Annotated in this window: 15 protein-coding genes and 2 tRNA genes; 6 read left to right on the top strand and 11 right to left on the bottom strand. The window is 71.5% G+C overall.

Going from position 1 to position 16,929, the window contains the following annotated elements; all coding sequences use genetic code 11:
- The first annotated feature begins 106 nt into the window (after window positions 1–106).
- From ABZY45_RS00995 to ABZY45_RS01005, 3 genes are all read left to right on the top strand, one after another.
- Window positions 107–1,393 (top strand): peptidoglycan-binding protein, encoded by a 1,287-nt coding sequence (locus ABZY45_RS00995; RefSeq protein ID WP_356734765.1) that lies wholly within the window; start codon window positions 107–109, stop codon window positions 1,391–1,393.
- 37 nt (window positions 1,394–1,430) lie between these two features.
- Window positions 1,431–3,302 (top strand): SPFH domain-containing protein, encoded by a 1,872-nt coding sequence (locus ABZY45_RS01000; RefSeq protein ID WP_356734767.1) that lies wholly within the window; start codon window positions 1,431–1,433, stop codon window positions 3,300–3,302.
- A gap of 158 nt (window positions 3,303–3,460) precedes the next feature.
- Window positions 3,461–4,051: a lytic polysaccharide monooxygenase gene (locus ABZY45_RS01005; protein ID WP_356734769.1), complete on the top strand. Its 591-nt coding sequence runs from the start codon at window positions 3,461–3,463 to the stop codon at window positions 4,049–4,051.
- Window positions 4,052–4,113: 62 nt separating this feature from the next.
- Here the strand turns inward: ABZY45_RS01005 and ABZY45_RS01010 are convergent.
- The 7 genes from ABZY45_RS01010 to ABZY45_RS01040 all read right to left on the bottom strand — a co-directional run bounded on the left by ABZY45_RS01010 (window position 4,114) and on the right by ABZY45_RS01040 (window position 9,743).
- Window positions 4,114–4,187 (bottom strand) — tRNA-Lys (locus tag ABZY45_RS01010).
- A 321-nt stretch (window positions 4,188–4,508) separates the two neighbouring features.
- Window positions 4,509–5,267: an IclR family transcriptional regulator C-terminal domain-containing protein gene (locus ABZY45_RS01015; protein ID WP_356734771.1), complete on the bottom strand. Its 759-nt coding sequence runs from the start codon at window positions 5,265–5,267 to the stop codon at window positions 4,509–4,511.
- A gap of 177 nt (window positions 5,268–5,444) precedes the next feature.
- Window positions 5,445–6,224: an ectoine/hydroxyectoine ABC transporter ATP-binding protein EhuA gene (gene ehuA / locus ABZY45_RS01020; protein WP_356736526.1), complete on the bottom strand. Its 780-nt coding sequence runs from the start codon at window positions 6,222–6,224 to the stop codon at window positions 5,445–5,447.
- A gap of 43 nt (window positions 6,225–6,267) precedes the next feature.
- Window positions 6,268–6,912 (bottom strand): ectoine/hydroxyectoine ABC transporter permease subunit EhuD, encoded by a 645-nt coding sequence (gene ehuD / locus ABZY45_RS01025; RefSeq protein ID WP_356734773.1) that lies wholly within the window; start codon window positions 6,910–6,912, stop codon window positions 6,268–6,270.
- On the bottom strand, window positions 6,909–7,643 hold the full coding sequence (ehuC, locus tag ABZY45_RS01030) for an ectoine/hydroxyectoine ABC transporter permease subunit EhuC (RefSeq protein ID WP_356734775.1): 735 nt from the start codon (window positions 7,641–7,643) through the stop codon (window positions 6,909–6,911). Before ehuC ends, ehuD begins: the two co-directional genes overlap by 4 nt.
- A gap of 19 nt (window positions 7,644–7,662) precedes the next feature.
- A complete protein-coding gene (gene ehuB, locus ABZY45_RS01035; protein ID WP_356734777.1) occupies window positions 7,663–8,565 on the bottom strand; it encodes an ectoine/hydroxyectoine ABC transporter substrate-binding protein EhuB in 903 nt (300 codons plus the stop codon).
- Window positions 8,566–8,780: 215 nt separating this feature from the next.
- Window positions 8,781–9,743: a D-2-hydroxyacid dehydrogenase gene (locus tag ABZY45_RS01040; protein ID WP_356734779.1), complete on the bottom strand. Its 963-nt coding sequence runs from the start codon at window positions 9,741–9,743 to the stop codon at window positions 8,781–8,783.
- A 183-nt stretch (window positions 9,744–9,926) separates the two neighbouring features.
- On the opposite strand from ABZY45_RS01040, the gene ABZY45_RS01045 reads away from it, so the two are divergent.
- Both ABZY45_RS01045 and ABZY45_RS01050 read left to right on the top strand, forming a co-directional pair.
- Entirely contained in the window at window positions 9,927–10,691 is a 765-nt protein-coding gene (locus ABZY45_RS01045) for a decarboxylase (RefSeq protein ID WP_356734781.1), read from the top strand.
- 133 nt (window positions 10,692–10,824) lie between these two features.
- Complete coding sequence (locus ABZY45_RS01050; RefSeq protein ID WP_356734783.1) at window positions 10,825–11,925, top strand: LLM class flavin-dependent oxidoreductase; 1,101 nt, start codon at window positions 10,825–10,827, stop codon at window positions 11,923–11,925.
- 54 nt (window positions 11,926–11,979) lie between these two features.
- Here ABZY45_RS01050 and ABZY45_RS01055 read toward each other — a convergent pair whose 3' ends face one another.
- A complete protein-coding gene (locus ABZY45_RS01055; protein WP_356734785.1) occupies window positions 11,980–13,833 on the bottom strand; it encodes an EAL domain-containing protein in 1,854 nt (617 codons plus the stop codon).
- A gap of 411 nt (window positions 13,834–14,244) precedes the next feature.
- On the opposite strand from ABZY45_RS01055, the gene ABZY45_RS01060 reads away from it, so the two are divergent.
- On the top strand, window positions 14,245–15,486 hold the full coding sequence (locus ABZY45_RS01060) for a M6 family metalloprotease domain-containing protein (RefSeq protein ID WP_356734787.1): 1,242 nt from the start codon (window positions 14,245–14,247) through the stop codon (window positions 15,484–15,486).
- Between the two features lie 60 nt (window positions 15,487–15,546).
- Here ABZY45_RS01060 and ABZY45_RS01065 read toward each other — a convergent pair.
- The 3 genes from ABZY45_RS01065 to ABZY45_RS01075 form a co-directional block, all read right to left on the bottom strand.
- Window positions 15,547–15,620, bottom strand: a tRNA-Lys gene (locus tag ABZY45_RS01065).
- Entirely contained in the window at window positions 15,611–16,309 is a 699-nt protein-coding gene (locus ABZY45_RS01070) for a hypothetical protein (protein WP_356734789.1), read from the bottom strand. The genes ABZY45_RS01065 and ABZY45_RS01070 overlap by 10 nt, the downstream gene beginning before the upstream one ends.
- A 259-nt stretch (window positions 16,310–16,568) precedes the next feature.
- On the bottom strand, window positions 16,569–16,910 hold the full coding sequence (locus tag ABZY45_RS01075; protein ID WP_356734791.1) for a hypothetical protein: 342 nt from the start codon (window positions 16,908–16,910) through the stop codon (window positions 16,569–16,571).
- Window positions 16,911–16,929: the final 19 nt, after the last annotated feature.

Consider the following 16,929-nt stretch of genomic DNA (forward strand, 5'->3'; position numbering starts at 1 on the left):
GGCCTGTCGGATGGTCGTTTTTTCCCTTTAGTCCGTCAACATGAGATATGCCGGGAACGTTGACGCACGGACGATCTGGACGACCGCCGAAGGGAAGAGGAGCCGCATGACTGTGCCGGTCTTCGAGGAGTACGAGCCCGCTGCCGACTGCGGGTGTCCGGGCTGTGCCCAGCGACGGCGCACGGCCGCCGCGCTGCCCGTGCGCTACGGCGGACATCCGGCCGCGCACGGCGCACGCCGCGCGCTGGTGCTGGTGACCGCGGCGGGCGTGGTGCTGTCCTGCGGCGCGGGGCAGGCGGCGGCGACCGCCGCCGGCGCGAAGGGCCGCGCGGACACGGCGGCCGAACCCCAGCCGGTCACACCGCAGGGCCAGGTCGGGCCCCTGAACGGCGGCGGAGCTTCGGGGCCGCCCGCCGGGGAGGGCACGGCGCTGCGCACGACGACGCGGGCCGACATCATCAACCGCGCCAAGAAGTGGGTGACCGCGCAGGTCCCGTACGACATGACGGCGTACTGGTCGGACGGGTACCGGCAGGACTGCTCCGGCTTCGTGTCGATGGCCTGGAACCTGGCCGCCAACGAGTGGACCGGCAGCCTCGCCACCTTCGGGACGAAGATCGCCCGGGCCGACCTGCAGCCCGGCGACATCCTCCTCTTCCACAACCTGGCCGACCCGGCGGTGGGCTCGCACGTCACGGTCTTCGGGGGCTGGTCCGACCACACGCACACCCATTACCTCGCCTACGAGCAGACCCGCCCGCACGCGCGGAAGGCGACGACGCCGATGGCGTACTGGAGCAACTCCTCCAAGTACGTGGCCTACCGCTACAAGGGCGTGGTCAGCGCGAGCGGGGTCGGCGGCACGGCCACCGCCTTCCCGGGCGCGGCGAAGTTCGGCCCGGGCGCGAACAACGCGCACGTGACCCGCCTCGGGCAGATGCTCATCGCCCAGGGCGGCAAGCGCTTCTACAAGGACGGCGCGGGGCCCCGCTGGAGCGACGCGGACAAGCGGGCGACGCAGGCCTTCCAGCTGGCGCAGGGGTGGAAGGGCAAGGAGGCGGACGGCATCCCGGGCCCGGGCACCTGGAACCTGCTGGTCAAGGGCACCGGCCGCACGATCCCCGCCGCCGGGACGGGCACCGGCTCGAACGGTGCCGTGCCCTACCCCGGCAGGAGCTACTTCGCCCCGGGGAAGTCCAGCAGCCACGTCCAGAAGCTCGGGACCCAGCTGGTGAAGAAGGGATACGGCAAGCACTACGTGACGGGCCCCGGCCCGCGCTGGACGGAGGCCGACCGCCGCAACGTCGAGGCCTTCCAGAAGGCCCAGGGCTGGAGCGGGAGCGCGGCGGACGGATACCCCGGGCCGGAGACATGGCGACGGCTCTTCGCGTGACGGCTGCAACGACGTAACGGACATGACGGAGGCGGGAATGCGATCCACGGAGAACGTACGGGGCGAGTGGGACGAGCTGGGCGAGCGGGACGCGCGGGCGGTCGTGCCCGGGCCCGGCTCGGGGGATGCGCCCGGCGAGGTGCCGGGAGTGTTCGTCACGGAGGTGCCCGAGGCAGCGGTGCCAGGACCGGCGGCGGAGGAGGGGCCGCACCCCGTGGCCGTGTGTGAGCCCGAAGGTGCGCCCTCGGGGGAGGCGGAGATCCTGAAGGCGGCACCCTCGGAACCGCATGAGGCCGGGACGGGGTCGGCCGTGGCGGAGCTGCCTGTGGTGGAGCCGGCCGGGGCGGAGCCGTTCGCGGCGGAGGCGATCGAGGTGGAGCCGTTCGGGGTACGGCCGTTGCTGGTGGAGGCGCCCGTGCGTGCCCTCCCGCAGGACATGCCACGGGCGGAGGGGCCGGCGCTTCGGGAGGAGACCGAGGACATCGCGCCCGACCTCGGCCCGGCGCTGGACGCGGTGGCCGAGGTGGGCCGTGCCGCCGTGCCCGAGCGTGACTTCCCGCTGGTCGGCCTGGAACCGGCCCCCGCCGCGCTGACCGGCGACGGCCGCGCGGAGGAGGTCGCGGAGGACGTCGTGGAGGAGCGGAGGAGCGAACCGGACAGCGCGCCGGACCTGCGCAAGCGTCCTCCCGCGGATGAGGAGCGTGCCCCGGTGACCATCGGCGTGGGCGCCGCCGATCCCGTCGCCTGGTGGGGTGCCGGCCGCAGACAGCCCGTCATCACCACCGAGACCACCGCGCCCATCCCCGTACACCTGCTCTTCCGTGACGCCGCCGGCGACGGCACCGGCGGGCCCGCGGCCCAGGGCGGCGCCGCCGGTGGTGCGCGCCCCGCCGGCGCGGGAACCGCCGGTACGGGAACCGCCTTCCCCCGGCGGCCCGGTGCCCGGCGTCCCCCCATGCCCCGCTCCCCCGAGGAGCAGGCGTCCACCCGGCCCGCACCGCTCGCCGACCCCCGGCTCACCGAACGGCCCGGGCCCGTGCTGCCCGGGTGGGCCGCACTGCTGACCGCGGCGGCGGGGACGGTCGCCGGGCTCGCCGTGCTCGGATGGCAGGGCGCGCTGCCCGGCGCCGTGACCGGCCGGCTGGGACTCGGGGCACGCGCCTACGACGGCATCGGCTCCGGGGCCTGGGCGCTGCTCGCGCTGCTGTTGACCCTGGTGTTCCTCGCGCTCGGCGGCCTCGGCCGGGGCCGGGCCGGGCACGCGTCGGTGCTGACGCTCTTCGGCGACTACCGGGGCAGCGTCCGGCGCACCGGACTTCTGTGGATCTCGCCGCTCCTGCTGCGCCGCCGCGTCGACGTACGCCTGCGGCACTGGCGCAGCGAGCCGCTTCCCGCGGTGGACGCGAACGGGACCGCGCTGCGGGCCGTCGTGCTCGTCGTGTGGCGGGTGAAGGACACCGTGCGGGCCACCCTCGGTGTCGCGGACCACGAGCGGTATCTGCGTGACCAGGTCGAGGCGGCGCTGGCCCGGGTGCTCTCCCAGCTCCCCGCCGACGCCTTCCACGAGGACACCCACACCCTCCGCGACGCCGAGACGGTGGGGAACGCGCTGACCAGGATGCTGAAGGCGGACTGCGTGCCCGTGGGTATCGAGGTGTACTCCGCGCAGCCGACCGGGATCGAGTACGCCCCCGAGGTCGCGGCGGCGATGCAGCGGTGCCGGGTGGCGGCCCTCGACGCCAAGCACCGGGACGGTGTGCTGACCTCCGTGGTCGACGCGGTGGACGACACCGTGGGCCGGCTGACCGCGCGCGGCATCGTCGAGCTCGACGCCTACGAGCACAAGGCGCTGGTCAGGGACCTCACGGTGGCGTTCTACACCGGGCGCGGCGGCGGCGAAGGGGTCTGAACGCTCCTCGGGACAGGGGGGCGCGCGCCGAAACAGGCCCCACATTGGTCTGGACATGTTCATGAAGCGTCAATAATCTGGACTTGGTCTAGACCGCAAGAAACATGCGCGCAGCAGAGCCCCAGAACCTCCCCCACGTTCTAGAGGAGCGACCCAGCATGCGGAAAAGGGCAAGCGCGGCCGTCATCGGCCTGGCGATAGCCGGCGCCTCCATGTTCGCGACCAGCAGCGCGAGCAGCCATGGCTACACCGACTCACCGATCAGCCGGCAGAAGCTCTGCGCCAACGGCACCGTCACCAACTGCGGAAACATCCAGTGGGAGCCGCAGAGCGTGGAGGGCCCCAAGGGCTTCCCGGCGGCAGGACCGGCGGACGGCAAGATCTGTGCCGGCGGGAACAGCCAGTTCGCCCAGCTCGACGACCCGCGCGGCGGCGCCTGGCCCGCCACCAAGGTCACCGCCGGACAGGGCTACAGCTTCCGCTGGCAGTTCACGGCCCGCCACTCCACGAGTGACTTCCGGTACTACATCACCAAGAACGGCTGGGACTCCACCAAGCCGCTGACCAGGGCGGCTCTGGAATCGCAGCCCTTCATGACGGTGCCGTACGGGAACCAGCAGCCCCCGGCCACGCTGACCCACCAGGGCACCATCCCCACCCAGAAGACCGGGAAGCACATCATCCTGGCCGTGTGGAACGTGGCGGACACCACCAACGCGTTCTACGCCTGCTCCGACGTGCAGTTCTGACGCACACGGCACAAGCACAGTGGGCGGTCTCCCCGGAAGGAGACCGCCCACTGTGGTGTCTGTGCGCCGTCAGGGACTCGAACCCCGGACCCGCTGATTAAGAGTCAGCTGCTCTAACCAACTGAGCTAACGGCGCCTGCTGACTCGAAAATAATACCTGGTCCGTGGGGGTGCTGATGACACGTGCCCCGGGCCCCGGGGGTGGCCTTCCCCACACGCCTCGCCACTGCCCGGCCGGCACGCTCCGGAGTCCGCGCCCCCGGGTTCCGGGGGTCGATGGGTGACCGTACGACCACGCCCGGAGACCCGCGGGTGACCGTGCGGTCACGCAGGGCCGCAGGGGTGCCGGACGGCGTTCCAGGAACGCGGGCCCGCCCCTGACCTGCGGGCCCGCAGGTCATGTATACCGAGTGCGGGTTGCGGTGACCACCCGTCGGCGGGGCCTGTCGTGTCCGGCTCAGAGCGCCATCGACAACAGTACCGGGGCAGCGCGCCGGTTCAGTGTGGCCGCCGCCTCCCGCAGCCGGTGCGCGTGCTCGATCGGCAGGGAGAGTGCCAGGCATCCCGCCGACGATCCCGCGGTCAGGGGAACCGCCGCGCACACCGTGCCCACGGCGTACTCCTGGAGGTCGAGGACCGGCACCGTGGCCGGCTGGCTGTCGAGTTTCGAGAAGAGGACCTTCTCGTTCGTGATGGTCCGCGACGTCAGTCGTGCGATCCGGTGCCGCGACAGATGGTCACGCCGGCCGTTCTGGTCGAGCTGCGTCAGCAGGCACTTGCCGATCGCGCTGGCGTGCGCGGCCGAACGGAAGTCCACCCACTCGTTGACGGCGGGGGTGCGGGGCCCGTCGGCCACCTGCGTGACCCGGATCTCCCCGTCGAGGTACCGGCTGACGTAGACGGCCGCGCCGACGGAGTCGCGCAGCTGCACCAGTGTCTGGTGGAGCTTCGCCTCCAGGGCGCGCCTGCGCGCGGCGCCGGAGCCGAGCTCCAGGAGAGAGGCACCGATGACGTACGCGCCGTCGGCCACCTGCTCGACGTACCCCTCGCGGCGCAGGGTCAGCAGGAGGGGGGTGAGATGCCCGTGCGGCAGTCCGGTCTCGCGGGAGAGCTGGGCGTCCGTCACCCCGTCGCCGTGCGTGGACACGGATTCGAGCACGCGCAGGGCGTACTGCACCGAATGGAACGGTGCCTTCGGCTCGGGCTTCAACGCCACGGTTCCCCCCTCTAGGGCCTCTACCAGGTTGCGACCACAAGCTCCCGGCCAACGATAGTGGCCAAAAGCCCGGATCGGAGGGGGTGTCGACCACTTCATGACGCGCCCCGGCCGCGACGACCGGGGCGCTTTCCTGCGGCATATGCCAAGGTCACGAACACGCCGTCGAGGGCGAGGTCACAGCACCGCGCTCAGGAACTCGCGCGTACGTTCGTGCTCGGGGGCGGTGAATATTTTCTCCGGCGACCCTGACTCCACGACCCGTCCCGCATCGAACATCAGTACCTTCTCGGACACATCCCGGGCGAAGTTCATCTCGTGGGTCACACAGAGCATCGTGATGTCGGTGTTCCGGGCGATCTCGGACAGCAGCTCCAGCACACCGGCCACCAGCTCCGGGTCCAGGGCCGACGTCACCTCGTCGAGCAGCAGGATCTCCGGCCGCATCGCCAGCGCCCGGGCGATCGCGACGCGCTGCTGCTGGCCTCCGGAGAGCTGGGAGGGGTGGGCGTCGACCTTCCCCGAGAGCCCGACCATGTCGAGCAGCTCCCGGGCCCGGGCCTCCGCCTCGTCCCGGTCCATGCCGAGCACGTGCACGGGCGCCTCGGTGATGTTCTGGAGGACCTTCATGTTCGGGAAGAGGTTGAACTGCTGGAAGACCATCCCGATCTTCTTCCGGGACTCGCGCAGTTCCTTGTCGCCCGCGGGCTTCAGCCCGCCGGACGGCGTCCGTACATGGGTCAGCGGCGCACCGTCGACCCAGATCACACCGTCGCTGACCTTCTCCAGCGTCATCAGCAGCCGCAGGATGGTGGTCTTCCCGGAGCCGCTGGGGCCGATCAGCGTGACGTGCTCGCCGCGCCGCACGGTGAAGTCCAGCTCGTCCAGGACCACATGGTCGCCGTAGCGCTTGACGACCTTCTCGAAGCGGACCAGCGGCTCGACGCCTGTGGCCAGGGGGTCCCCGGCCGCGTCCGCAGGTTCCTTGAGGGGGGCGGGTTCAGTGGCCAAGACGCTTCTCCAGCTTTCTCATCAGCAGCGAGGTGGGGTAGCTCGCGACCAGGAAGACCAGGCCGGCGAGCGTGAACGCCTCGGTGTACGCGAAGTGGTCGGCCCCGTACTTCCGGGCCTCGAAGACCATTTCCTGGACCATGATCACGGCGAGGAACGGGGTCTCCTTGAACATCGAGATCGCGTAGTTGCCGAGGGCGGGCAGCACGTTGCGTATCGCCTGGGGCAAAATCACGGCCTGCCAGGTGCGCCGGGGCGGCAGTGACAGGGCCCGGCAGGCCTCCCACTGCCCCTTGGGCACCCCGTCGATCCCGGCCCGGTACACCTCGGAGGTGTACGTGGCGTAGTGGATGCCCAGGACCACGATTCCGATGGTCAGGGGCTCCACGGAGGTGAAGAGGGCCGCCGCGCCGACCAGTTGGACCAGCAGCGGGGTGGCACGGACGAACTCCATCACCGCCTTCACGGGCACGGTCACCCAGCGGGACGGCGCTCGTGCGGCCACCGCGATCGCCAGGCCCAATACCGCCGCGACGAGCGTGCCGAGCACGGTCGCCAGCAGGGTGACCCTGAAGCCTTCCAGCAGCAGGGGGAGGACGTCCCCGGCGGCATCCCAGTCGAATCCCTGGTTCACCGGGCACCTCCGGCCGTCGTCGCGGGTTCGGCGCTCCGGGACTTCAGCAGACTTCCCGCACCCGTGTGCAGGCCGAGCCGCCGCTTGGCGGACCGCTCCAGCAGATTCATCAGCAGGGTCAGCGCGTAGGCGAGCACGAAGTAGACCGCCAGCAGGGTCAGATACGCCACCAGCGTCTCACCGGTGCGGTCGCGGATCTGCTGGATCACGGTCATCAGATCGGCCACCGAGATCAGCCACAGCAGCGGCGTGCACTTCAGCAGCTGTATCAGCAGGTTGGTGAAGGACGGGATCATCTGCACCCAGGCCTGCGGCAGGATCACCCTCCGCATGCGGTGCAGGGGCGACATGTTCAGCGCCACCGCCGCCTCGTACTGCGCGCGCGGCACGGAGTTGATCGCGCCGCGCACGACCTCCGAGCCGTACGCCCCGTAGTTCAGGCCGAAGGCCACGACGCCGCAGAGCAGCGGCGACAGTTCGTACCCCGTGAGCTGCGGCATGGCGTAGTAGAGCCAGAACAGCTGGATGTAGAGCGAGGTGCCGCGGAAGAACTCCACGACGGTCCGGGAGACCCCGCGCACCAGCAGCAGATTGCTTCCTGCCGCCAGGCCGAGGACGAACGCCAGGAGAAGAGCGACCAGGGCGCCCAGGACGGTGGCCTCGACGGTCACCCACAGGCTTGCTCCGACCTGGGGGAACTCGTCGAGGAACGTGGAGAAGAAGTCACTCATACGGTGTGTTCAGCCCCCGTCATCCCTTGCACAGGTCGGCCGTCTTCAGTGTGGCCGGCGGGATCTCCGTGGCGCCGAAGCCGTACTCCTGGAGCAGGCTCACGTAACGCGACCTGTCGGAGACGATCTTCTTGAGCTCGCGGTTGAAGGAGTCCCGCAGGTCCTCGTTGCCCTGGCGGAAGACCGCGCCGCCCGGGGAGAACTGCTGCTTGCCGTCCAGCTCGGGGACGAAGGCCTCTGTGACCTCGGTCTCCGGGTTGGTCCTGGCGAGCCAGCGCAGCGAGATGCCGGTGAGCAGGAAGGCCTCGATCCGGCCGCCCTTGACGGCGTCCGCGCCGTCCTGCGGCTTCTGCAGCGTCTTGATCTTTCCCTCGGCGATGCCCGCGCCCTTGGCGTAGGAGCCCTCGACCGCCCCCGACATCACACCGACGGTGACGCCCGCGGCCTTCGCCGACGCCAGGTCGGTGAGCTTCTTCGGATTGCCCTTCCTCACCATCAGGGCGGTGGGCGAGATGAACTCCGGCTCGGAGAAGAGGGCGTTGGCGCACCGCTCGGGGGTGATGGCCATTCCCGCGCTGACCACGTCGTACTTCCCGGCCTGCAGGCCGGGGATGAGACCGTCCCACTCCGAGAGGGTGGGCTTCAGCTCGTCGACGCCCAGCGCCTTGAATATCTCCCGGTGCAGGGTGGGGGCCTCGCCCTTGAGTTCCTTGCCCTCCATGTAGCCGTACGGAGCCTCGTTGGCGTACGCGACCCGCACGAATCCCTGCTTGCGGAGTTTGTCGAGGGCGCCCTCGCCGTCCGCGGCGCCGGCATCGGTCTTGCTGCACGCACTGAGCAGCCCGGGGACGACGAGCAGACCTCCCACCGCCGCCGTTCGATTGAGGAAGCCCCGACGGGACAGGTGAGGGAAGTCAGCCATGGTTCGCAATCTCCTGGAGAAATCGGGGTGTCGAACAGTCCGGACAGGGTGGGCACCTGCCCGATCCAGATTTCTTATGCAGATCGCGCCGCCATGTTACCCAACGGTGGCCGGAGGGTGACCTTTCCGTGTCTCGACGGCGGCGCAGGGCGACGGCCGGTGTGCGGGGCGTGTTCCCCGTCCAAGGAAGGTTCATGACTGCCCCTCATGACGGACTACTGATGCGGGATGTCCGGAGAAGGTACGTAACCCCGGTGTTTGTCCACCGTGTTGGGCAACGGCTCCCCGGCGGCCCATCGCTCGTACATCGAGACGAACTGCTCGCCCAGCTGGTCCCGCCACCCCGCCGTGTCGCCGCTCATGTGAGGGGAGATCAGCAGCCCGGGCACGTCCCACAGCGGATCGGTGGGGCTGAGCGGCTCCTCCTGGAACACGTCCAGGGCGGCGCCGGCGATCCAGTGCCGGCGCAGAGCCTCGGCGAGGTCCTCCTCGACGGTCAGCGGGCCCCGGCCCACGTTGACGAAGTGCGCGGAGGGCTGGAGCAGTCCGAAGAAGCGCGCGTCGAACATCCCGCGCGTCGCGTCGGTCAGCGGGGCCGCGCTGATGACCCAGTCCGCGCTCGCCGCCAGCCGGTCCAGATCCTCGGCGCCGTGGATGGTGCGCCGTGGCGTACGCCCGACGAGCGCCACCTGGACGCCGAGACCGTGGAGCAGCCGCATGATCTCCCGGCCGATGGGACCGGCGCCGACGACCACGGCGCGGGTGCCGGAGAGACCCCGGGTCTCGCGGTGATGCCATCGGTGCTGCCGCTGGTACTCCAGCGTGCGGGGCAGGTCCTTCGCGAAGGCGAGCACCAGACCGGCGACGTACTCGGCGATCGGCAGCTCGAAGACGCCCCGGGCGTTGGTGACGACGGTGGGGGAGGCGGCGAGTTCGGGGCAGAGCAGACGGTCCACCCCCGCGCTCGCGGTGTGCACCCAGCCGGGCCGCCGTCCTGGACCGGGCCAGGCCTCGCGGACGGCGTCCGACGTGAAGTCCCAGACGAGCAGGACGTCGGCGTCGGGGAGCTGACCGGCCAGCGTCCGCGCATCGGCGTACCGGACACTGGCCCGCCCGGTGAGCCGGCCCAGACGGGGTGGCGGATCGCTGCCCAGCACGAGGATCAGGGGAGTGGTCATCAGGAGACACCACGCTCGCACCGGCGCGCACGCGCGTCAACAGGACCTCGGCGCCATGGAGAGAACCGCTGGTCAGAGCTGTTGCGGACGACGGCACGCGGCCGTAAGGGGAATACTTGTCCCAGGCAGGGGCAGCGGTGACACGAGCGGCAGCAGGACATCCGGACACACGGAAGGATGGACATGACGACCGTAGGACTTCTCTACCCTGGCCAGGCCGCGGAGGACGACTTCCCGCGGATCGAGGTCATGCTCGACAGCGACATCAGGGTGCCGCTGTTCCACACCGAGGCCGACGGGGATGCCCGCACCGTCGAGGCCCTTCGCGCGGCGGGGGCGCCCGAGCGGCTGGCCGCCGGCGTCGAGGAACTGCGGATGGCCGGCGCCGAATCGGTGGTCTGGGCCTCCACGGGCGGCAGCTTCGCCTACGGCTGGGACGGCGGCCACGAACAGATCGCCGGCCTGGCCAGGGCCGCGGGGCTCCCGGCTTCCAGCGCCTCCTTCGCCTTCGTGCACGCGGTACGCGAACTGGGCGCCACCCGGGTCGCCGTCGCCGCGAGCTATCCCGAGGATCTCGCCGCGCTCTTCGCCGGCTTCCTGGAGTCCGGGGGCGTCGAGGTGGCCTCCGTGCGGGGCAGCGGGCTGATCAGGGCTTCCGAGGCCGCCGCCGCGGACGTGGAGCTGGTGAAGGAACTGGCCGTCGCGGGCGACCACCCCGACGCGGAGGTCGTGGTGCTTCCCGACAACGCCCTCCATACCGCCGCGCACGTCCCCGAGCTGGAGCAACTGCTCGGGAAGCCCGTGCTCACTGCGAACCAGGTGACGGTCTGGGAGGGCCTTCGGCTCGCCGACCGCCGGATCTGGGCGCCCACCCTCGGCACGCTCTTCGCGACCCGCGAGCCCCCGCTGGGCGCCGCCGAACCCCGGGGCATCGAGGTCCGCGAGTAGGGGGCAGCACGGCGACGACGCCCGCCGCAGCACCGCCGGTGCCGCATCCTCGTGGATCACGAGGGAATAAGCGGAGCCATCCTCCTGTTGGCACCCTCCGATACACAGACGTAGCACCGGAGAGGCCGAACACGTGGACGAGAACCGAGGCGACGAGATTCGCGGCACCGCAGGCGGGACGGCCCCCGTGCCCCTCTCCGTCCTCGACCTGGTGACCGTGGGCCAGGGCCGCACCGCGACCCAGGCCATGGGCACAGCCGTGGACATCGCCAAGCTCGCCGAGCGGCGCGGATTCCATCGCTACTGGGTCGCCGAGCACCACTCCATGCCCGGGGTGGCCTCCTCGTCGCCCGCCGTGATCCTGGCGCACCTGGCCGCCCACACCGAGCGCATCAGGCTGGGCTCCGGCGGTGTGATGCTGCCCAACCACGCCCCGCTGGTGATCGCCGAGCAGTTCGGCACCCTGGAGGCGATGGCGCCGGGGCGCGTCGACCTCGGCCTCGGCCGCGCCCCCGGTACGGACGGTGCCACCGCGGCGGCCCTGCGCCGGACCGACCGGCTCAACGAGGGCGCGGACGACTTCCCCCAGCAGCTGGCGGAGCTGACCCGCTTCCTGGACGACGACTTCCCGGACGGGCACCCCTACGCCCGTATCCACGCCGTCCCGGGTCCCGTGCAGGCCACATCGCCCGGCGGCGTGCAGTCGCCCGGCCGCCCGCCCATCTGGCTGCTGGGCTCCTCCGGCTTCAGCGCCCGGCTCGCCGGTGTCCTCGGCCTGCCCTTCGCGTTCGCCCACCACTTCTCGGCCCGCAACACCGTGCCGGCCCTGGACCTGTACCGCGAGTCCTTCAAGCCGTCTGCGGTGCTCGACGCCCCCTACGCCCTCATCGGGGTCGCGGCGCTGGCGGCGGACGACGAGCGCGAGGCCCGGCGCCAGGTGCTGACGGGTGCGCTGTCGATGGTCCGGCTGCGCACCGGGCGCCCGGGTCTGGTGCCCAGCCCCGAGGAGGCGGAGGCGTATTCCTTCAGCCCCATGGAGCGCGAGTTCGTCGACGGCTGGCTGAAGGACATCGTCCACGGCACGGCGGACGAGGTCCGCGGCGGACTGGACGACCTGGCCAAGCGCACCGGCGCGGACGAGCTGATGATCACTGCCAACGCGCACGGCGGTGAGGCCCGGCTGCGGTCCTACGAACTCATCGCCGACGCCTACGGGCTTCCGGCGTCGGGCTGAGCCCGCAGGGGCCGGCACCGTCCCACCCGGCCCGGCGGGACGGTGCCGGCCCGCTCAGCTCTCGGCGGCTCTGGTGCCGATCAGCTCGGCGATCCGTTCCGGCGCCACCGCACGCGAGTACAGCCATCCCTGCCCGGTGTCGCAGCCGATCCTGCGCAGCCGCTCCGCCTGGCCCGAGGTCTCCACGCACTCCGCGGTGACCGTCAGCCCGAGGCGGTGGGCCAGCTGCACCATGGCCTCGACGATCGTCTCGTCGGCCGGGCTGGGGTGCGCGCCGTCCTCGTAACGGAAGCCGCGCACGAAGGAGCCGTCCAGCTTCAGCACCGAGACGGGCAGCCGGCTCAGGTAGGCGAGATTGGAGTAGCCGGTGCCGAAGTCGTCGATCGCGATCCGCACCCCCATGTCGCTGAGCGCCTGGAGGACCCGCAGCGGCCGGCCGGACGAACCCATGACGGCGGACTCGGTCAGCTCCAGTTGCAGCAGTCCGGGCTCCAGGCCGGTCTCGGCGAGGATCTCCGCCACGTCGGCGACCAGGTCGGAGTCCCAGACCTGACGCACGGCGACGTTGACGCTGATGAACAGCGGGGGCTCGTCCGGGTGTTCCAGCTGCCAGCGGCGGGCCTGTCGGCATGCCGTGCGCAGCACCCAACGGCCGAGCTGGACGATCGTGCCGTCCTCCTCGGCGATCGGCACGAACCGGCTCGGCGCCAGCAGCCCGAAGCGCGGATGGTTCCACCTGACCAGGGCCTCCACCCCTCGTACGACCTCGTCGGCCATGCCGACCAGCGGCTGGTACTCCAGCGTGAACTCACCGCGCTCGACGGCCGGGCGGAGCGTCGAGGAGAGCGCCTGCCGGGTCATCCGGTGCGCGTTGCGCTCGGGGTCGAAGAGAGTCCAGCGCGCCCTGCCGTCCGCCTTCGCCCAGTAGAGCGTGGTGTCGGCGGCCTGCATCAGGGCGGTGGCCGACGTGCCCGTCGACGAACGCTCCACCACCCCGATCGACGCGGAGACCGACAGCCGGTGACCGCCTACGTCGAAGGGGCGCTGGAGGGACGCGAGCACGGAGCGGGCGAGATCGGTGAGCTGACGCGTGCCCGAGGAGTCCTCCACCAGGATCGCGAACTCGTCGCCCCCGAGGCGCGCCACCAGATGGCCGCCGGAGCTGCGGCCGTCGCCGCTGTGGCCCTCGGTCTCGGCGCAGTCGGTGAGCCGTCCGGCCACGGCGGCGAGCAGCCGGTCGCCGGTGCCGTGCCCCAGGGTGTCGTTGACGGCCTTGAAGCCGTCGATGTCCAGGTAGCAGAGCCCGATCCGGCTGTGCCGAGCCGGTGTGCCGTCCTGGCCGGCCGGGGTCTCCAGCGCGGTCGCGAGCCGTTCGAAGAACAGCGTGCGGTTGGGCAGCCGGGTCACGGGATCGTGTATCCGCAGGTGGCGCAGCCGCTCCCGCAGCTCGCGGCGGTCGCTGACGTCGGCGACGGAGAGCAGGACGCGGCCCGCTCCCGTGGCCGGGCCCGGCACCGGCGCCACGGTGACCTCGGCCCACAGGGGGCGGCCGTCGGCGTGCTTGATCCGCCGGGTGCGGCGGAACCCGGTCCTGGCGCCCTCCAGGACCTCGCTGTAGGCGTGCCAGGTGGTGCGGTCGGAGCTGAGGCCGACCAGGTCGGCCGCGGACTGTCCGGTCAGGGAAGCGGGGTCGGCGCCGAGCAGTGCCCCCAGCGCGTCGTTCGCCTTGACGACGCGGCCCCGGTGGTCGACGACAGCCATGGCGAGCCCGGCCGCCATGAAGGCGGCCCGGTAGTCGCGCAGTTCCGCGAGGACCGACCTCTGATGATCACTTTCCGTGACCTCCGGCGGTCCCGCGCCGGGGGCCGTGCCCGCCGCGTGCGTCGGCCCTTCGAAGGTTCCGCTCACCGCTCGCTCCCGCTGTGCAGATTGTCGTGAACAGATGTGGCCGGGCAGAGGCGTGGAGCGAAACGCCGTGCCAGAGGCGGGAACCACGCAGGAAAGCGAGGTGAAGCATAGAGGGTGGCGCGCCGGGCGTTCCAGCGCGCCCGTCGTTTCGGGCCCGTGGCACGCGCATGGCCCACGCCTGTCCAGCGCGTGATGTCGTTATGCCCTTTGCTCAGACATGATCGCTTCTGTGTTGATTTGCTTTATTCGGATGTTCGGGTGATCGGTTGTGACTACCTGTGAGCGGCGCGGATGGATGCCGTATCGCCCTCCCGACCCCTGCTGACCCGTGTGGGGCAGCACAACAGGGCATGTGGCGCCGAATCGGCACAGGGTGAACGAGAAGTCCCACGTCGCCACCCGGAGGTAGATGTGCCGCGTCAGCACGGACCCGGGGGAGTGGAGAGGCGGAGTCTGCGCAGTGCGGCGGCTGCTCTCACCGCCCTCCTGGCGCTCGCCGCCACCGGACTCGTCGCCGGGCCCGCGGTGGCGGCATCGCGTGACGCGGGACCGTGCGCGCTGCCGAGGACGGGAGCGCACCACTCGCTCGGCCTCGACAGCTGGAACGACGCCTACCCGCGCCCCGACCGGCGCCTCGACGCCGTCATGGTCTTCCTCTCGTTCCCCGACTCCGATCCCGTCGTGCCGCCCGAGGTGCTGACCGCCGACTACTTCCCCTCGACCGCCCGCTTCTTCCACCGCGCCTCGTACGGGAAGTTCACCCTGCGCGCCCACCCCCAGAACCGGTGGACCCGCATGCCGCGCCCCTCCACCTGGTACGGCATACAGCGCGACTGGGGTTCGGAGCAGCGCAGCTCCTATCTGCGGGACGCGATCGAGGCGGCCGACGAGCAGGTCGACTTCTCGGACTACGACATCGTCTATCTCGTCGCCGACCCGGACGCCCCCGGTGTCGACTCCGACGCCACGAAGGTCGTCAACTTCGACCGTCCCCTGCGCGCGGACGGCGCGGACATCAGGCGCGTGGTCACCGTGTTCGAGGAGCACCCCCCGGACCGGAACGTCCTCGCGCACGAGACGGGCCACGTCTTCGACCTGGCCGACCTGTACCACCGCCCGGCGGACGGCAAGGGCGACTGGGACACCTACGTCGGCGACTGGGACGTGATGGGCAGCCAGTTCGGGCTGTCCCCGGACCTCTTCGGCTGGCACAAGTGGAAGCTCGGCTGGCTGAGCGGCCAGGAGGTCGTGTGCGTGCAGGGCGCCGCCGACCTCACCCTGGAACCCATGGCCGAGGTGCCCGTGCCGGGCGCCTCCATCGGGACCCGGCTGGCGGTCATCAGGACCGGCACCGACAGCGCCCTGGCCGTCGAGGCCCGCAGCGCCGTCGGCAACGACCGGACGACGTGCACCGAGGGCGTGCTCATCTACCGCATCCGCAACACGACGCCGTCTGGCGGCGGACCGGTCGAGGTGCTGGACACCCACCCCGACTCCGACGCCTGCTGGGACCGCTCTGTCTACCCGCCCCTCGCGGACGCGCCGCTCAGGGAGGGCGAGCGCTACACCGTTCCGGGGGAGCGCGTCCGCATCGAGGTCGCCGACCGGACGCGATCGGGCGCCTGGACCGTAAGGGTCACGACGGGGACCTGACCGGGCCGGGGAGAGCACGAAGAAGCCCCCTCGCGTGAGCGAGGGGGCTTCCTCCGTCTGTGCGCCGCCAGGGACTCGAACCCCGGACCCGCTGATTAAGAGTCAGCTGCTCTAACCAACTGAGCTAGCGGCGCCTGCTGACGTCGTAGACATTAGCACCCGGATCGGCGGGAGGAAAAATCGAATTCCCCGTGGTCGACGGGGCCGCCGACCTGCCCACCCGGACGCAGGCCCAGAGCAGTACGTCGGGGCCCGGCAGCCAGGGGTTCCGGGTGTCGGGGGCGACCACCCAGCGGGGCCCGCCGGAGCCCGCGCCGCCGGTCAGCGGAGGGACGGTGACCGCGTCCCCGGCGCCGTGGCAGAGCAGCGGGGGCAGACACCCCCGGGCCGCCCGGGGGCCGCCGGAACCCGTGCCCCACTCCTCCCAGGCCAGCAGGGAGGGCAGCCGCTGGGCGGTGCCAGGGGAGGCGAACAGCAGCATCCTGCCCCGGTGCGTGGCGACGGGGCCCGAGCCGGGGCCCTCGGCCCAGAGCCGCTCCAGCATGCGCCTGCCGAAGAGCGCGGGGACGTTCACGACGTCGAAGGCGGAGCCACACGGCAGGACGCCGGGGGAATGGGGGCGGGCCTCCCACTGCGAGAGCGTGCTGCGGGGGCAGGACGAGGCGCCGGCCAGCCAGGCAGCCCCGGAAGCGGTGACGTGGGCTGCCCTGTCGTCGGCCACGCGGTTGTCGGCGCGGTCCCGCAGCAGGGTGAAGATGTCGACGCCGTGGCGCGGGGCGGCACCGGTTCGCAGGGTCGTTTCGTCATTCAGCCATGCGCTCATGACGTCATGTCTACCGCGCGTGACGCTACTGTTCCCGAGAGTTGCGAAACGTCTGACAGCGTGAGACGCGAGCGGGTATCTTGCCCGTCGGCATATGCCACGGGTGTACCCGACGCGGGCGGAGCCGTCGTCCAATGCCGGAGCGGGGTGCCGCGCCGGGCTCGCCATCCGCGCAGGAGCCGGTCGCCCGCGCTTCGGTTCGCCGCCCGCGCCGGGGCGAGCACCGGGCCCGGGCCGGCCATCGCGCCCGGGGGCGGGGTCAGGGGGCGGGGTCGCTCAGCAGGGACCGGCCGAACTCGATCATCTTCTTGGCGTAGTCCTCGGTCCACTCCGCGCGCGCGGCTATGTCCGCGGCGGTCAGCCGGTCGAAGCGGCGCGGATCGGCGAGCTGCGCGGCGGCGACGGCCTGGAACTCCACGGCCCGGTCGGTCGCCGCCCTGAAGGCGAGTGTCAGCTCCGTCGCGCGGGACAGCAGCTCCTTCGGGTCCTCCATCGACTCCAGGTCGAAGAAGTGCTCCGGATCGGCTGCCGCCTCAGACGGCTCGAAGAGCAGCGGCGCGGGACGCAGCCTCTGCCGCTCGTCCCGCTCGGGTTGTGCCATGTGGTGTTCCCTCCTCGTA

Source organism: Streptomyces sp. NPDC006516 (assembly GCF_040611875.1).
GTDB lineage: Bacteria > Actinomycetota > Actinomycetes > Streptomycetales > Streptomycetaceae > Streptomyces.

What these genes read in the sequence shown, in the direction of transcription:
- ehuC (WP_356734775.1), bottom strand. Translation starts at nt 7,643, where the DNA reads ATGAGTGACTTCTTCTCCACGTTCCTCGACGAGTTCCCCCAGGTCGGA.
- ehuB (WP_356734777.1), bottom strand. Translation starts at nt 8,565, where the DNA reads ATGGCTGACTTCCCTCACCTGTCCCGTCGGGGCTTCCTCAATCGAACG.
- ABZY45_RS01045 (WP_356734781.1), top strand. Translation starts at nt 9,927, where the DNA reads ATGACGACCGTAGGACTTCTCTACCCTGGCCAGGCCGCGGAGGACGAC.
- ABZY45_RS01075 (WP_356734791.1), bottom strand. Translation starts at nt 16,910, where the DNA reads ATGGCACAACCCGAGCGGGACGAGCGGCAGAGGCTGCGTCCCGCGCCG.
- ABZY45_RS01070 (WP_356734789.1), bottom strand. Translation starts at nt 16,309, where the DNA reads ATGAGCGCATGGCTGAATGACGAAACGACCCTGCGAACCGGTGCCGCC.
- ABZY45_RS01000 (WP_356734767.1), top strand. Translation starts at nt 1,431, where the DNA reads ATGCGATCCACGGAGAACGTACGGGGCGAGTGGGACGAGCTGGGCGAG.
- ABZY45_RS01040 (WP_356734779.1), bottom strand. Translation starts at nt 9,743, where the DNA reads ATGACCACTCCCCTGATCCTCGTGCTGGGCAGCGATCCGCCACCCCGT.
- ABZY45_RS01005 (WP_356734769.1), top strand. Translation starts at nt 3,461, where the DNA reads ATGCGGAAAAGGGCAAGCGCGGCCGTCATCGGCCTGGCGATAGCCGGC.
- ABZY45_RS00995 (WP_356734765.1), top strand. Translation starts at nt 107, where the DNA reads ATGACTGTGCCGGTCTTCGAGGAGTACGAGCCCGCTGCCGACTGCGGG.